The sequence below is a fragment of the Marinobacter sp. L-13 genome (assembly GCF_056857715.1).
This window is the reverse complement of sequence record NZ_JBSXNQ010000053.1, coordinates 34,031-49,586: the sequence shown is the minus strand read 5'-3', so window position 1 is coordinate 49,586 and position 15,556 is coordinate 34,031. Positions and strand designations below refer to the sequence as shown.

At 59.3% G+C, this 15,556-nt stretch carries 13 protein-coding genes; 11 read left to right on the top strand and 2 right to left on the bottom strand.

The window, feature by feature from the left end:
• Nucleotides 1-7: 7 nt before the first annotated feature.
• Genes AC13DD_RS10085 through pdxJ form a run of 5 tightly spaced genes read left to right on the top strand, consistent with a single transcriptional unit; the run spans nt 8 to nt 3,466 of the window.
• Nucleotides 8-397: a DUF4845 domain-containing protein gene (locus AC13DD_RS10085; RefSeq protein WP_008176189.1), complete on the top strand. Its 390-nt coding sequence runs from the start codon at nt 8-10 to the stop codon at nt 395-397.
• Nucleotides 394-1,083 (top strand): ribonuclease III, encoded by a 690-nt coding sequence (rnc, locus tag AC13DD_RS10080; RefSeq protein WP_008176185.1) that lies wholly within the window; start codon nt 394-396, stop codon nt 1,081-1,083. Before AC13DD_RS10085 ends, rnc begins: the two co-directional genes overlap by 4 nt.
• The gene (gene era, locus AC13DD_RS10075; RefSeq protein WP_104270177.1) at nt 1,083-2,000 is read left to right on the top strand and encodes a GTPase Era; all 918 of its coding nucleotides are present in this window, start codon (nt 1,083-1,085) and stop codon (nt 1,998-2,000) included. The genes rnc and era overlap by 1 nt, the downstream gene beginning before the upstream one ends.
• Nucleotides 2,001-2,007: 7 nt before the next feature.
• Nucleotides 2,008-2,736, top strand: coding sequence for a DNA repair protein RecO (gene recO / locus AC13DD_RS10070; protein ID WP_008176179.1), 729 nt, complete (start codon nt 2,008-2,010; stop codon nt 2,734-2,736).
• Complete coding sequence (gene pdxJ, locus AC13DD_RS10065; RefSeq protein WP_053114632.1) at nt 2,726-3,466, top strand: pyridoxine 5'-phosphate synthase; 741 nt, start codon at nt 2,726-2,728, stop codon at nt 3,464-3,466. The genes recO and pdxJ overlap by 11 nt, the downstream gene beginning before the upstream one ends.
• A 12-nt stretch (nt 3,467-3,478) precedes the next feature.
• On the opposite strand, the gene AC13DD_RS10060 is transcribed toward pdxJ, so the two are convergent.
• Nucleotides 3,479-6,352 carry an ATP-binding protein gene (locus tag AC13DD_RS10060; RefSeq protein ID WP_053114633.1) on the bottom strand — a complete coding sequence of 958 codons (2,874 nt, stop codon included), beginning with the start codon at nt 6,350-6,352 and terminating at the stop codon, nt 3,479-3,481.
• Between the two features lie 225 nt (nt 6,353-6,577).
• Here AC13DD_RS10060 and cysM point away from each other — a divergent pair, with 225 nt between their 5' ends.
• The 5 genes from cysM to AC13DD_RS10035 all read left to right on the top strand — a co-directional run bounded on the left by cysM (nt 6,578) and on the right by AC13DD_RS10035 (nt 12,477).
• Entirely contained in the window at nt 6,578-7,471 is an 894-nt protein-coding gene (gene cysM / locus AC13DD_RS10055) for a cysteine synthase CysM (RefSeq protein WP_008176171.1), read from the top strand.
• 26 nt (nt 7,472-7,497) lie between these two features.
• On the top strand, nt 7,498-8,847 hold the full coding sequence (rlmD, locus tag AC13DD_RS10050) for a 23S rRNA (uracil(1939)-C(5))-methyltransferase RlmD (RefSeq protein WP_104270179.1): 1,350 nt from the start codon (nt 7,498-7,500) through the stop codon (nt 8,845-8,847).
• A 57-nt stretch (nt 8,848-8,904) separates the two neighbouring features.
• Entirely contained in the window at nt 8,905-11,142 is a 2,238-nt protein-coding gene (gene relA / locus AC13DD_RS10045) for a GTP diphosphokinase (protein WP_273093523.1), read from the top strand.
• Nucleotides 11,139-11,996 (top strand): nucleoside triphosphate pyrophosphohydrolase, encoded by an 858-nt coding sequence (gene mazG / locus AC13DD_RS10040; protein WP_482931096.1) that lies wholly within the window; start codon nt 11,139-11,141, stop codon nt 11,994-11,996. The genes relA and mazG overlap by 4 nt, the downstream gene beginning before the upstream one ends.
• A gap of 136 nt (nt 11,997-12,132) precedes the next feature.
• Entirely contained in the window at nt 12,133-12,477 is a 345-nt protein-coding gene (locus AC13DD_RS10035; RefSeq protein ID WP_008176163.1) for a hypothetical protein, read from the top strand.
• Between the two features lie 32 nt (nt 12,478-12,509).
• On the opposite strand, the gene AC13DD_RS10030 is transcribed toward AC13DD_RS10035, so the two are convergent.
• The gene (locus AC13DD_RS10030) at nt 12,510-12,743 is read right to left on the bottom strand and encodes a hypothetical protein (RefSeq protein WP_008176161.1); all 234 of its coding nucleotides are present in this window, start codon (nt 12,741-12,743) and stop codon (nt 12,510-12,512) included.
• Nucleotides 12,744-12,847: 104 nt separating this feature from the next.
• Here AC13DD_RS10030 and ppc point away from each other — a divergent pair, with 104 nt between their 5' ends.
• Nucleotides 12,848-15,493, top strand: a complete 2,646-nt coding sequence (gene ppc / locus AC13DD_RS10025) for a phosphoenolpyruvate carboxylase (protein WP_482931095.1) — start codon at nt 12,848-12,850, stop codon at nt 15,491-15,493.
• Nucleotides 15,494-15,556 lie beyond the last annotated feature (63 nt).

Sequence of the window (15,556 nt, the reverse complement as noted above, 5' to 3'; positions counted from 1 at the left end):
AGTCATAATGAAGAAAAACAATCTTTCCGGCATGGGCCGTCAGCGGGGTGCCTCGGCATTGACCATGATGGTTATGGTGCTGTTCTTTGGTGGCCTGCTGACGCTGGTGATCAAACTGGGCCCTGCCTACCTGGATGACATCACCATTCAGGAGGCGCTGGAAAGCCTTGATGGCACAGAAGGGCTCTCTCAGATGGGGCCGGCCCAGGTCCGCACACTGATTAACAAACGGCTCAGTGTGAACAATGTCCGGGGTTTCGATGCCAAGAATATTTCTGTCGATAAAGACGGCGATCTGGTCGTCATCAATGTTGATTACGAAGTGCGTAACAACCTGTTCAGTAACGTGGATACGGTGGTTCACTTCAAGCACAAATATGAGATGAAGGGCAAGTGAGTTCACAACCGGATCTGGATCAGTTACAGCGGCGCATCGGCTATCAGTTCAAATCGCCGGAGCGGCTTTTGCTGGCACTTACCCACCGGAGCTACGGGAACCAGAATAACGAGCGCCTCGAATTCCTCGGCGATTCCATTGTGAACATGGTTATTGCCGAGTATCTGTTTCTGCACTTCGAAAAAGCCCGTGAAGGTCAGCTGAGTCGTCTGCGGGCCCGGATGGTAAAGGGCGTGACGCTGGCTGAGATTGGTCGCGAGTTTCAGCTCGGCACATACCTTCGACTGGGCTCGGGAGAACTGAAAAGCGGCGGGTTCCGTCGGGAATCCATCCTGGCTGACGCGGTGGAGTCCATCATTGGTGCGATCTACCTGGACAGCGATTTTCACACCTGCCGGGAGCAGGTCTTGCGCTGGTTTGAGCACCGCCTGGAGAAGCTTGATCTCCAGGATACCCAGAAAGACCCCAAGACCCGTTTGCAGGAATACCTTCAGTCCCGCCAGTTTCCACTGCCGCGCTATGACGTGATTTCCGTGGACGGCGAAGCTCACAACCAGACATTCCATGTATCCTGTGCGCTGCCATCGCTGGACCGAAAGACCACCGGGACCGGCAGCAGCCGCCGGGTGGCCGAGCAGCAGGCAGCCCGTAACGCCCTGAAAGAACTGGGCGTGGAGAACCAGTAATGAACGATATCACCCGTCCGGAAAACCCGGACAGTCGCTGCGGTTTTGTGGCCATCGTTGGCCGTCCGAATGTGGGCAAGTCCACACTGCTGAACCATATCCTCGGGCAGAAGCTGAGCATCACTTCCCGCAAGCCGCAGACCACCCGTCATCAGGTGCTTGGCATCAAGACCGTGGGGCCGGTGCAGGCGATCTACGTGGACACACCGGGCATGCATGAGGATGAGCCCCGGGCCATTAACCGTTACATGAACAAGGCGGCCACGTCGGCGCTCATTGATGTCGATGTGGTGGTGTTCGTGGTGGACCAGCTGGCCTGGACGACCGCGGATGAGATGGTGCTGGAGAAACTCAGCCGGCTGAAATGCCCTGTGATCCTGGCGGTGAACAAGGTCGACAAGATTGAAAAGCGGGAAAGCCTGCTGCCGCACCTGGACATGCTCTCGAAAAAGCGTGATTTTGCCGAGATTATTCCACTTTCGGCGCTGAAAGAGACCAATCTTGAACCTCTGGAAGAGGCGGTGGGCCGGTTCCTGCCGGAGAGTATCCACTTCTACCCGGACGACCAGATCACCGATCGCAGTGAGCGTTTCCTGGCGTCGGAGATTGTCCGGGAAAAAATCACCCGCCAGTTGGGGGCCGAATTGCCTTATTCCGTGGCGGTGGAGATCGAGGAGTTCAAGCGGGAGGGCAAGACCCTGCATATTTCCGCCCTGATCCTGGTCGAGCGTGAAGGCCAGAAGAAGATCATCATCGGCGAAAAGGGCGAGCGGATGCGCCGGATCGGTCAGGAGGCGCGCACGGATATGGAACGCATGTTCGACAGCAAGATCATGCTGCGGCTCTGGGTCAAGGTGAAGCGCGGTTGGGCAGACAGCGACCGGGCCCTGAAGAGCCTGGGCATGAACGACCTCTGAGGCGGCTATGAAGGGGCCTGAGCTGCAGGAGCCCGCCTATGTCCTTCACCGCCGGCCCTGGCGGGAAACCAGCCTGATGGTGGATCTCTTTGCCCTGAACCATGGCCGGATGACCGTCATTGCCCGGGGCGCCAACAGTGCCAAAAGTCCTCTGAAAGCCCAGCTACAGCCCTTCCAGCCGCTTGTGGTGGACTGGGCCGGTCGGGGCGACCTGAAAACCCTGACCCAGGTCGATGTGCGAACCGGCCCGACAATCACCCGGACAGTGTCGCTCTATAGTGGCCTCTACCTGAATGAACTGTTGCAGCGGGTTCTGCCCGCCGCCGATCCCCATCCGACCCTCTTTGCAGCCTACATAGATGCCATCGGGCAGCTGTCCGACACCACAGACGTGGAGCCGGTGCTGCGGCGGTTCGAACTCGCTTTTGCTGCCGCCCTGGGTTACGACTTTGCCTGGGATCTTGCCACCGATACAGGGCAATCCGTCGAGCCTGACCGGGAGTATTGTTATGATCCGGAGCAGGGCATTGTTTCCGGGCTGTCGGCCGGTGTGCGGCTGCGGCATCTGCCCGGGGAAGTATTACTGGATCTGGCCCGGGATGATCTGCAATCGGACCGCTGTCGGCGGCTGGCGAAGCGGGTCATGCGGGTGCTGATCGATTATCTTCTGCAGGGGCGCCCCCTTAACAGTCGCAGCCTTTTCACTCACCTTCGGGGAGAATCCCATGAATCCTAGAGTACTGCTTGGCGTCAATATTGATCACGTTGCCACCCTCCGTCAGGCGAGGGGGACCCGGTATCCGGATCCGGTTCAGGCAGCACTGATGGCCGAGGAAGCCGGGGCAGACGGCATCACGATCCATCCGCGGGAAGACCGTCGTCATATCCAGGATCGGGACGTGCTGTTACTCAAGGAAGTGCTTCAGACCAAGATGAACCTGGAGATGGCGGTTACCGATGCCATGCTGGCGTTTGCCGAGCAGGTTCGGCCGGAATGTGTCTGCCTGGTGCCGGAGAAGCGTGAGGAATTGACCACCGAGGGCGGTCTGGATGTGGAAGGTCAGGAATCCCGGGTGGCCAAGGCCTGTGAGCGCCTCGCCCGAATTGGCGCCGAAGTTTCATTGTTTATTGATCCGGACCCGGCCCAGATTGATGCCGCAGTGCGTTGCGGCGCGCCGGTAGTCGAACTTCACACCGGAGAGTATGCCGAGGCCGAAACGCCAGAGGCTGAAAATGCCGCGTTCAAAACCATTGCCGATGCGGTGGCCTATGCCCGCAAGAAAGGGCTTATCGTCAATGCCGGCCACGGCCTGCATTATCACAACACCGAGCGGGTAGCGGCGATCCATGGCATCAACGAACTGAATATTGGCCATGCCATTATCGCCCGTGCGGTTTTCACCGGTCTGAAAGAAGCGGTCCGGGATATGAAGGCCATTATTGATCAGGCCCGCAGCCGGGCCTGATTCGAGGTAGCGTCAGGTCGTTTCGGCGGCCTCGTGGCGTTCGCGGAACAGCTGTTGCCAGTCGGTCTGGTCGCTCCAGATCTGCAGGCGCTCCATGGCCGAGAGCAGCTGGTCTTTCTGGTGCTCCAGATCCGGGGCAGAGCATTTGATCGCCGTTTCCAGATGGTTAGCTGCGGCCCTCAGTTCCGGTACGCCGCAGTAGCGGGTGGCGCCATGGAGTTTGTGAACGCACTCCAGCAGCTCTTCCATATTGTCGTTGGTCCAGAGTTCCGGGATCCGCTCCCGATCCACGTGGACCTGTTCCAGCAGCATGCTGAACAGTTCTTCCGCCAGGTCAGCTTTGCCGGCGGCCAGCTGAATGCTTTCCTCGACGCTGACGCAGTCCTGCTGCATTTTGCGCGTTGATGGCCGCAGGGCCCGACGGGTGTCGCGAACTTCCGGCACGGGAAGCCGACCGTCGCTGCCGCTCTTCGGGCACACGTAGCCGGTGTACTCATGAATGATGTCGTTGAGCTGGCCACTGCTGATGGGTTTGGGCATGTAGCCATCGAAACCCTGCTTGGTCAGCCGTTCCTGCTCGTCCGACAGGGCATGGGCGGTCAGGGCAATGATCGGGGTCCGGTGATTGCCGGTATCCATCTCCCTCAGCCTGGCCGTGGTTTCCACACCGTCCATGCCGGGCATCTGCAGATCCATGAAGACCAGGTCGAAGGGTTTCTGTCTGGCCTTGCTCAGGGCTTCAAATCCGCTGGAAGCGCCCTCGGCGTCCAGTTGGCAGTCTTCCAGCAGGGTCATTACCAGCTTCAGGTTGGCGTCGTTGTCATCCACTGCCAGTACCCGGGGAACATTGGCGGTGGTCACTCGGTTGGCGGAAATCTCGTATTCGGGCACCCGCCCGCTGGAATTGATGCCGTGCACCAGCAGCAGAAGCTCGTCGTAGAGGGAATCGCGGCACACCGGTTTGGTGAGGTGGCCGCTGGCAAGCCCCGATAGTGGCGTGTCGTGAGTTTCCAGGGTGGGGGTCAGCAACAGTGTCCGGCAATCCCGTTCGATCTCAAGGGTACGGACAAGGCTGCAGTACTGGCTGGAATTGAGCAGGTGCCGGGTAATGCCGACAATGGCCACGGCGTAACCGGCCTGGCTTTTCTGGGCTTCCTCAATGTGTTCCTGCAGTGCACCGGGGGAGGCCACCCGGTCGACCACCATGCCCCAGTCCCGCAACAGGTGTTCCACGGCCAGGCCGGTGGTTTTCTGTTGTTCCAGATAGATGACCCGTTCACCACGCAGGGCATCCCGGGGGGCAATGGCCTCACCGCTGGTGGCAAGCTCCGAGGTGAGGGTGAACCAGAAGGTCGAGCCCTTGCCAAGTTCGCTCTCAAGCCCGATCTTGCCCCCCATCTCCTCAACCAGACGCTTCGAGATGGCCAGCCCGAGGCCGGTGCCACCGTATTGACGGGCGGTGGAGGCATCGGCCTGGCTGAAGGCGTTGAACAGGGATTGCTGTTGGGCCCGGGAGAGACCCACGCCGGAATCCGTGATGCTCAGGCGCAGGGTAACCCGGTTGGAATCGGTCTCTTCCTCTTCCAGGCTCGCCCGCAGGACTACCTCGCCGGTCTGGGTAAACTTGATGGCGTTGTTGACCAGGTTGGTGATCACCTGTTTGACCCGCAAGGGGTCACCCATGATGTTGTCCGGCACATCGTTGTAGACCAGTGGCACCAGATCCAGGTTCTTGGCATGGGCGGCCGGCGCCAGCATGACCATGACTTCCTCAACAATATCCCGCAACTGGAAGGGCACCCGGTCCAGGATCAGCTTGCCGGCCTCAATCTTGGAGAAGTCCAGGATGTCGTTGATGATGGTAAGCAGGATCTCCGAGGATTTCCTGATGGTGCTCAGATGGTCCCGCTGCTGCCGTGGCAGGGGGCTCTTCAGGAGCAGCTCGGTGAAGCCGATGATGCCGTTCAGCGGGGTGCGGATCTCGTGTGACATGTTGGCCAGGAACTCTGACTTTATCCGGCTCGCTTCCAGCGCTTCCTTCCGGGCGAAATCCAGCTCGATGTTCTGGATTTCGATGGTTTCCAGGGTTTCCCGCAGATCTTCGGTGGCCTGGTCGATGTTCTGCTGCATTTCCGCCTGGGCCTTGCTCAGCTCTTCGGCCATGGCATTGAGGCCGGATTCCAGCTGTTCGAACTCCGGCCCGGCGCCGGTGTAGACCCGGGTATCCAGCTTGCCTTCCTTGAGTTTGGCAACGGCCTCGTTCAGTTCGAATACCGGGTTGGTGAACGCACGGCTCAGTCGCAGGGCAATGGCCATGCTGAGAATGACGCCCCCGAGAATGAGCAGCAGGGAAATAAGCAGGGCCTTGTACGTCTCTTTTTCGGTGCGGATATGGGACATTTCCACAACCACCCAGCCCAGAGGCTCCCGCAGATTCGACATGGACTGGCGGGCATCCGGGTCGAGCATGCTCTCGATCATCAGATCCTGCAGAAACACGGGGGTGATAAACCGGGTGCTGTTTTTTCGGGATATCCGGGTGGCGTGCTCGGCGGTGAGTTCGTCGGACTGCACGGTCTCCGAGCTTCCGGGCCCGGTGTGGAGCAGGCGGGAGCCGTCACTGCCAAAGAAGGTGATGGAACGCACGTCCTGCTCTTCCAGGAGGGCATTGGAGAGGCTGCTGAGGAGACTTCGGTTGGCAGTGAAAAGGCCGTACTCGGAACCGGCCGCGAGCTGACGGGAGAGTGACTCGCCCCGGTCCTTCAGCAGACTTTCGATATTGTTGACCCAGCTGTAGGTGAAGAACAGCCCCAGCATCAGGGTGGTCAGCAGGGTGGGAACCAGCGTCACCACTAAAACTTTCTTGCGAATGCCCCAACGTCGCATACCGTGTTCCTGAATTATTGCTTTTGTCCGCGCCGCAGAGCGGAAAACGTCCGTGTTAAGAATAGCTGATCCGGAACGGGATAACTGTGGTATCAGTCCCGACGGTACCGGAAAATCCCGTGTCGGATATAGCCGCCGGTCATGGATATAGCGAGAAGCTGTATTGGGAGACCGGGGCGATAACGCGTATCATGCGAAGCCAAAAGTGTACCACAGGGTTATCATATGCATTTTCCCACCATTGAAGATTATGTCGGGCACACCCCTCTGGTTCGCCTGCAGCGTCTCCCCGGTGAGACGAGTAACGTGATTCTGGCCAAGCTGGAAGGGAATAACCCCGCCGGCTCGGTGAAGGACCGCCCGGCTATCAGCATGATCCAGGAGGCGGAGCGTCGGGGCGACATCAAGCCGGGCGATACCCTGATCGAGGCGACCAGTGGCAACACCGGCATTGCCCTGGCCATGGCGGCTGCCATCAAGGGGTACCGGATGGTGCTGATCATGCCCGCGAACATGAGTGAGGAGCGTCGGGCATCCATGCGCGCCTATGGTGCGGAGATTGTCACGGTCACCAGGGAAGAGGGGATGGAAACTGCCCGTGACCTGGCCCTCAAGATGCAGGCGGAGGGCAAGGGCAGGGTGCTGGATCAGTTCAGCAACCAGGACAACCCTCTGGCGCACTACCGCACGACCGGTCCCGAGATCTGGGAGCAGACCGGGGGGCGTGTCACCCATTTTGTCAGCTCCATGGGCACTACTGGCACCATCATGGGCGTGTCCCGTTACCTCAAGGAGCGCAACCCGGATATTCGCATTATCGGGCTTCAGCCCAAAGAAGGTGCGTCCATACCCGGGATACGTCGATGGCCCGAAGCCTACCTGCCGAAAATCTACGATGCCGCACGGGTGGACGAGGTGTTGGATGTTGGCCAGGAAGAGGCCGAAAACACCATGCGGGCCCTGGCTTCCGAGGAAGGCATTTTCTGTGGCGTCTCCTCCGGCGGTTCGATCGCGGCCGCGCTCAAGCTCTCGCAGCAGGTTGAAAACGCCATCATCGTGGCCATTATCTGTGACCGCGGCGACCGCTATCTATCCACCGGTGTATTTCCCGGCGCCTGAACACGATTCCACCAAGAGACCCGAGTATGAGCAGACGACGCAGGAAGGTTCTTCCAAAAGAGCCCGTGCGCTGTGAGATTGAGACCCTGAGCCATGACGGCCGGGGTATCGCCCGTCAGGATGGCAAGACCCAGTTTGTCGATGGCGCCCTTCCGGGCGAAACCGTGATGGCGAAAGTGGTGTCCAGTCGAAGCAAGTTCGACGAACTGCGCACCGAAGAGGTTCTGGAAGCCGCGCCGGATCGTCAGACGCCACCCTGCGAGTTTGCCGACCTGTGTGGCGGCTGTAGCCTGCAGCATATGAGTGGCGATGCGCAGATCGCGTTCAAGGAGAATACCCTGCGGGAGCATTTTGCCCATTTCGGGGGCATCGAACCCGAGGAGTGGATTGAGCCACTGCGCTCGGAAGAGAGCCTCGGCTATCGCCGCAAGGCGCGCCTCGGGGTTCGTTACGTCAAGGCCCGGGAGTCTGTCCTGGTGGGGTTTCGGGAGAAACGCAACAGTTTCCTGACCGACATCGACCGTTGTGTGGTGCTGGATCCCCGCATTGGCGACCGCATACTGCCCCTTCGAAATATGCTGCACGATCTGGACGCCTACAGCCGAATCGCCCAGGTGGAAGTTGCCTGTGGCGATGATGTGGCGGTAATGGTGTTCCGCAATATGGATGACCTGTCCACTGGTGACCGGGAGAAGCTCATTGCCTTCGGCCAGGCTCACGATTTGCATATCTACCTGCAGCCAAAAGGGCCCGATACCGTTCATCGGATCTGGCCCGAGTCCTCTGGCCGGGATGATGAGCGACTGAGCTACAGGCTGGAAGAATTCGACCTGACCATGAAATTTCATCCCATGGACTTTACCCAGGTCAATGCAGGTATTAACCGTGCGATGGTACACAGGGCTGTGGAATGGCTGGATATCCAGCCGGGTGAGCGTGTCCTGGATCTCTTCTGTGGTCTGGGGAACTTTACGCTGCCCCTGGCCCGAAGTGGCGGACAGGTTGTCGGCGTGGAGGGTGACGAGACCATGGTTGTCCGCGGTCGGGAAAACGCGGAACTAAATGGCCTGAACAATGTCGCTTTTCACGGTGCCGATCTGCACGGCGATTTCACTGGCCAGAGTTGGGCGAAGGAAGGATTCGACAAGATCCTGATTGATCCGCCCCGCTCCGGCGCTGAGGAAATCTGCAAGTACCTGACCGCCTTCGGTGCCCGGAAGATAGTCTATGTCTCCTGTAACCCGGCAACACTCGCGCGGGACGCAGGCGTTATGGTGCGCAATGGCTATCGCCTGGTGCGCGCAGGTGTGATGGACATGTTTCCCCACACCACTCACGTGGAATCCATCGCGTTGTTCGAACGGGATTCCGACTGAAGATGCGGTGGGCAGTCAGGGATGGCTGCGGCAACCATCAGGAATAACAAGACTGATATGGTAAAAGTTCGCGAAGATTACGCAATGACCGGCGACGGCCAGGTGGATATCGAGGGCTGGGTCCGTCAGATAGCCTCCCAGACACACCTGGAAGACCCGGAGCAGTTCCGGCAGGCCTGCGAAAAGGCAGCCGAGATTGATCTCCAGGCGTTCCGGCAGGACCGGCAGTGGGCGCCGGGTTCCAGCAGCTTCCGGATCGGCATCGAGATGGCCCAGGTGCTGGCGGAGCTGCACCTGGATCAGGCCAGTCTGGTGGCGGCGATTCTTTACCGCGCGGTGCGGGAAGAGCGTGTTCCGCTCGAGATGATCCGCAAGGAATTTGGCGACGAGGTGGCAGGCCTGATCAACGGTGTACAGCAGATGGCGGCGATTTCGTCCATCCACCACCCGCTGAAAGGGAACGTGCTGGGACAGAGTGAAGGCCAGTTGGACAATGTCCGCAAGATGCTCGTCACCATGATCGACGACGTCCGGGTTGCCCTGATCAAACTGGCCGAACGGACCTGTGCTATCCGGGCGGTCAAGGATGCCCCGGAAGAAAAACGCATGCGCGTGGCCCGGGAAGTGTTTGATATCTATGCGCCCCTGGCCCATCGCCTTGGCATCGGCCACATCAAGTGGGAGTTGGAGGACCTGTCTTTCCGCTACCTGCATGAGTCTGCGTACAAGAAGATCGCCAAGCTGCTTGATGAAAAGCGGCTCGCCCGCGACAGCTACATCAAGCGGGTGATTGAAACCCTGCAGACCGAACTGAAAGCCTACGGCATAGAGGGTGAGCTGTCTGGGCGTGCCAAGCACATCTACAGCATCTGGCGGAAAATGCGGCGCAAGGGCATCGATTTCTCCCAGGTCTACGATGTCCGCGCCGTGCGTATCCTGGTGCCGGAAGTGCGCGACTGCTACGCGGCCCTGGGCATTGTCCACACGCTATGGCGCCACATTCCGAACGAGTTTGACGACTATATCGCCAACCCGAAGGAAAACGGTTACCAGTCCCTGCACACGGCGGTGATCGGGCCGGAGGGCAAGGTTATGGAAGTGCAGATCCGTACCCACAAGATGCATGAGGAGGCGGAACTGGGCGTCTGTGCCCACTGGTTGTACAAAGGTATGGACAAGGGCAACAAGTCCACAGGGTACGATGCCAAGATCAACTGGCTGCGCCAGGTACTGGAGTGGCAGGAAGAACTTGGCGACCTGTCCGGGCTGGCCGACCATCTGAAATCCGATGTGGCATCAGATCGGGTGTATGTATTCACGCCCGAGGGCCACGTTGTGGATCTGCCGCAGGGGGCAACCCCGGTGGACTTTGCCTATCGGGTTCACACCGAAATCGGCCATGCCTGTCGTGGTGCGCGGGTGAACAGTCGGATTGTCCCATTGACCTATCCGCTGAAAACCGGTGATCAGGTGTTTATCCTGACCTCCAACAACCCGGCCCCGAGCCGAGACTGGCTGAACCCGAGTCTTGGTTACATCCAGACCTCCCGGGCACGGGCCAAGGTTACCCACTGGTTCAAACAGCAGGATCGGGGTCGCAATATCACCGACGGCCGTGCCATCCTCGAGGACGAGTTCAAGCGCCTGTCCCTGTACGACGTGGATCTTGGTGAGCTGGCTAAAAAGGTCAATTACCACAGTGCCGAGGACATGTTTGCCGCCACCGGTGCCGGCGACCTTCGCCCCACCCATGTCGCCAATGTGGCCCAGCAGATGCTGGAGCCCAAGTCCGAACAGCTGGATCTGAAACTCAGTGCTCAGCGCCGCAAGCCCTACGATACCGAATCGGATATCCAGATCCTGGGTGTCGGCAAGCTCAAGACCCAGGTGGCTAAATGCTGCAAACCTCTGCCCGGTGACGCCATTGGCGGCTACATCACCGTCGGCCGGGGCGTTACAGTCCACCGTCAGGACTGCCTGACGTTCCTGAACCTGCGTGAGTTCGAGCCCAACCGGATCATTGAAGTGAGCTGGGGTGGCCGGCCGGCGGCGGTCTATCCGGTTGATGTCGAGATTGAGGCTTACGACCGGTCCGGACTGCTGAGAGATATCACCCAGGTGCTGTCGGCCTCCAAGAGTGATGTCCTGTCCCTCAATACCCAGAGCAACAAGGACGAGAATACGGCCACCATGACCGTGACGGTGGAGATTTCCAGCCTGGAGCAGCTGGCGCGGTTGTTGGCGCAGATTCGCAACCTGCCCAATATCATTGATGTAAGGCGTAAACGCGGATGAGCTATACCATCGAGGATCTGAAAACCCTGATGGCCCGTCTCCGGGACCCGGAGACGGGCTGTCCCTGGGATACCAGGCAATCTTACAAGACCATCGTGCCGCACACGCTGGAGGAGGCCTACGAAGTTGCCGATGCCATTGAGCGCGAGGATTACCCGCACCTGAAAGACGAACTGGGAGACCTGCTGTTCCAGGTGATCTTCTATACCCAGCTTGGTCGCGAAGATGGTCATTTCGATTTTGATGGTGTGGTGGATCATCTGGTGCGCAAACTGGTACGCCGGCACCCCCACGTTTTTCCGGAGGGGACGCTGGAAAGTCGCATCGATCCGGATAACCGGCCGGATGAGGCCTGGATCAAGGAAAGCTGGGAGCGCATCAAGGCCGAGGAGCGGGCACTGAAGCCGGCACCGGAAGCCAGCGCCGAGCTAAGTCGGCTTGACGGCATTGCCCGGACCCTGCCTGCAATGGCTCGGGCCGAGAAGCTCCAGAAACGGGCAGCCAGGCACGGTTTCGACTGGCCGGATGTTGGCCCGGTTTTCGACAAACTTCACGAGGAAATCGACGAGCTCAAGGAGGCATGGGAAGCCGCACAGACGGGCGCCGGTGATCCCGATGCCGTTGAAGATGAGCTCGGCGATCTCCTGTTTGTCTGTGTGAACCTGGCACGGTTCATGAAGGTTAACCCTGAGCAGGCACTCAATCGAACCAACCATAAATTCGACGCTCGGTTCCGGGCGATTGAACGTGTGCTGGAACGGGAGGGCCGCGATATGGACGAAGAATCTCTGGAGGCGCTGGATGCCGTGTGGCAGGCGGTGAAAGGCGTGGAGCGGGGAGAGAACGAGCACTGAAAATGGCGGATCGGTAAGTACAATCCGTTACCAATTTTCTCGCCCCCGGACCGACGGCTTCGTCTACACTTCCGGAAACGGATGCACAGTTTTCGTGCGCCGTGCGCCATCAATAAGATGCAGGAGTGAAGGCACCATGAAAATCAAAGATCTGGTCAACTACTGGGACAAGCATGCACGTGGTCGGCTTACCCGAGACGCCTACTTCATGGCGTTGTCTGACCAGCATCACAAGCGTCTCGAGAAACTCGCAGCGCTCTATCCGATGAAGTCACCTCAGGATCTGATGCGGGATCTGATTTCTGCAGCACTGGACGAAATGGAGACCAGCTTTCCGTATGTTCAGGGCACCAAAGTGGTGGCGTACGACGAGGATGGCTTCGAGATCTACGAAGATCAGGGCCTGACTCCCAAGTTTGTCAGCCTGAGCCAGAAGCACATCCAGCGCCTCAAGGCCCGTCAACTGGAATCAGTCGCCTGACGACACGGGCAGCGAAAGCTGCCCGCCGCTATTTACTTGTCTTTCCCTTCCAGCTTGTCCTTCAGTGGGCTCTGGCGTACCAGATCGTCCAGAGCTGCACCAATCATGTCGTTCAGAATATCGCTTTCACTGCGGTCCGGGTAAAGTTCCGCCAGTGCGGCCACGCGTGCGGCATCTTCCAGCGGCAGGCGCAGGTTATAATCGTGGGTACGCTCCACGGGCTCTTTTTGCTGTTCCCAGTGTTTGGGCAAATCAGTGACCTTCATGATAACTCCTTGCAGCTACAGGCTTGAATCGCCAATAGACTTTCTCGACTGTTCCTTAGTATCGTAAGTTTACTTCGCCTCCGTCAATTCAAAAGGACGTCAATGTGACTGAGCTACATCCCGAACTCCGAGAGAACGTACGAATGCTGGGTGAACTTCTGGGCCAGAGCATACGGCGGTATCCCGGACAGGAATGCTACGAGCTGATTGAGGAAATCCGGGCGGCTGCCAAGTCCGACCGTCGCCAGGAAAGCGGGTCCGGCCAGCGACTGGTCAATCTGCTGCGCAAGTTGAGCGATGATGAGCTGCTTCCGGTGACCCGTGCCTTCAACCAGTTCCTGAACCTGGCCAACCTTGCCGAGCAGTACCATGGTATTCGTCGCAAACGCGGGCACCAGTCTGATCTGATGGTCGAATCGCTCGGGGAGGTGTTTGAGCGGCTCAAGCAAGGTGATGTCACGCCGGAGGAACTGCATCAGAGGGTGGCGGATCTGCGAATCGAGTTTGTGCTGACGGCCCACCCCACCGAGGTGGCGCGTCGCACCCTTATTATGAAATACGACGAGATGTCGGACTGCTTGGCGCGTCTGGACCATGACGACCTCATGCCTGCTGAACGGGAGGAAATCGTCAATCGCCTGTCTCAACTGGTTACCGAAGCCTGGCACACCGACGAGATTCGTCAGGAGCGACCAACCGCAGTGGATGAGGCCAAATGGGGCTTTGCGGTTATTGAAAACAGTCTGTGGCAGGCCCTGCCACAGTTTCTGAGGAGCCTGGATACGTCGCTGGAAGACGCGACCGGAAAGGGCCTTCCCCTGCAGGCATCCCCCATCCGCATTGCATCCTGGATGGGCGGTGATCGTGATGGCAATCCGAATGTCACCCACAAGGTGACCCGCCGGGTCTTCCTGCTTGGCCGCTGGATGGCAGCGGATCTCTATCTTCGTGATATTCAGGCGCTGCGGGCCGAACTGTCCATGTGGCAGGCCAGCGACGAGCTCAAGGCCGTTGTTGGTGACTCCCGGGAACCCTACCGCCATGTGCTCGCCGAACTCCGTGAGCGGCTGATCAGAACCCGGGACTGGGCAGAGGCGAGCGTCAACGGCGAGACCGCGGATGCCAACGGTATTCTCTTTGAGAACGAGGATTTCACCGGTCCCTTGGAGCTCTGTTACCGATCCCTGGTTGAGTGCGGACTCGAGGACATCGCCAATGGTCCGCTGTTGGATACCATCCGCCGGGCGCATACTTTTGGCCTGCCTTTGATTCGTCTGGACATCCGCCAGGAGGCCAGCCGCCACGCGGAGGCGGTTGCCGAAATGGTCGATTATCTTGGCCTGGGAGATTATCTGTCCTGGTCAGAACAGGAACGCCAGGCATTCCTGGTGAAGGAACTTCAGGGCCGGCGCCCACTGGTCCCCCGAAATTGGGAGCCCTCGGAATCGGTCGGCGAGGTGCTGGCAACCTGTGAAGTGGTGGCGCAGCAAACGCCGGAAGCCCTCGGGTCCTATGTTATCTCCATGGCCAGCAAGCCCTCTGATGTATTGAGCGTGATTTTGCTGCTCAGGGAATCCGGAATGAAGTTTCCGATGCGGGTCGTGCCCCTGTTTGAGACCCTGGATGACCTGCGTGGTGCTCCAGACAGCATGTCTGCGCTGTACGAGGTTGAGTGGTATCGGGAGTATTGCCAGGGCAGGCAGGAAGTGATGATCGGCTATTCGGATTCCTCCAAGGATGCCGGCCAGCTGATGGCGGCCTGGGCCCAGTACCAGGCCCAGGAGAAACTTACCCGCGTTGCCCGCCAGTATGGCGTGCATCTGACCCTGTTCCACGGCCGTGGCGGTACCGTTGGCCGTGGCGGCGGACCTGCCAACCGGGCGATACTGTCCCAGCCGCCGGGCTCGGTAAACGGCAGTTTCCGGATTACCGAGCAGGGCGAAATGATCCGCTTCAAGTTCGGTTTGCCGAGGCTGGCGGTTCAGAGCCTGACGCTCTACACCACGGCGGTTATCGAAGCTACCCTGGCCCCGCCACCACAGCCCGAAGACAGCTGGCGTGAAACCATGGACTGGCTTACCGAGCGGTCCTTGAAAGCCTACCGCGATGTGGTCCGGGAAAATCCCGACTTCGTGCCCTATTTCCGCCAGGTCACGCCGGAACAGGCCCTGGGGAAACTGGCACTCGGAAGTCGCCCGGCCCGGAGGAAGGCCACCGGCGGCGTGGAAAGCCTTCGGGCCATACCGTGGATATTTGCCTGGACCCAGATGCGGCTGATGCTGCCCAGTTGGCTGGGCAGTGACGTGGCGCTTGAAGAGGCGGCCCGGGACCACCGGCTCCCAGTATTGCGTGAGATGATGCAGGGCTGGCCGTTCTTCCGCACCTATGTGGATATGCTGGAAATGGTGCTGGCCAAGGCAGACCTGCGCATCGCCAGCTATTATGAGCAGACGCTGCTGGACGATGATCGGTTGAAAGCCCTTGGGGAGAGTCTTCGCGTGCGCCTCCAGGGTTGTATCGAGCGACTTCTGGAACTCAAGGAGCAAACGGATCTGCTGGAGGGAGAGCCCGTCTTTGCGCATTCGATGAGGGTGCGTAACCCATACACGGATCCGCTGCACTACCTTCAGGCCGAATTGCTACGGCGGGACCGGGAAAGTGAAGGCAAGGGCGAGGTGCCGGAACTGGTGGAAAGAGCACTGAAAGTCACCATGGCAGGTATCGCTGCGGGCATGCGGAATACTGGCTGACCTTGCAGCAGAATAGAAAAAAGTGCCGGGACAAGGCCGGGTAGTCTGGCCACCGACCAAGAA

Coding starts and splice junctions, on each gene's coding strand:
- AC13DD_RS10030 (WP_008176161.1), bottom strand. CDS start 12,743: ATGAAGGTCACTGATTTGCCCAAACACTGGGAACAGCAAAAAGAGCCC.
- rlmD (WP_104270179.1), top strand. CDS start 7,498: ATGAGCAGACGACGCAGGAAGGTTCTTCCAAAAGAGCCCGTGCGCTGT.
- AC13DD_RS10085 (WP_008176189.1), top strand. CDS start 8: ATGAAGAAAAACAATCTTTCCGGCATGGGCCGTCAGCGGGGTGCCTCG.
- pdxJ (WP_053114632.1), top strand. CDS start 2,726: ATGAATCCTAGAGTACTGCTTGGCGTCAATATTGATCACGTTGCCACC.
- recO (WP_008176179.1), top strand. CDS start 2,008: ATGAAGGGGCCTGAGCTGCAGGAGCCCGCCTATGTCCTTCACCGCCGG.
- AC13DD_RS10060 (WP_053114633.1), bottom strand. CDS start 6,352: ATGCGACGTTGGGGCATTCGCAAGAAAGTTTTAGTGGTGACGCTGGTT.
- AC13DD_RS10035 (WP_008176163.1), top strand. CDS start 12,133: ATGAAAATCAAAGATCTGGTCAACTACTGGGACAAGCATGCACGTGGT.
- mazG (WP_482931096.1), top strand. CDS start 11,139: ATGAGCTATACCATCGAGGATCTGAAAACCCTGATGGCCCGTCTCCGG.
- cysM (WP_008176171.1), top strand. CDS start 6,578: ATGCATTTTCCCACCATTGAAGATTATGTCGGGCACACCCCTCTGGTT.
- era (WP_104270177.1), top strand. CDS start 1,083: ATGAACGATATCACCCGTCCGGAAAACCCGGACAGTCGCTGCGGTTTT.
- relA (WP_273093523.1), top strand. CDS start 8,905: ATGGTAAAAGTTCGCGAAGATTACGCAATGACCGGCGACGGCCAGGTG.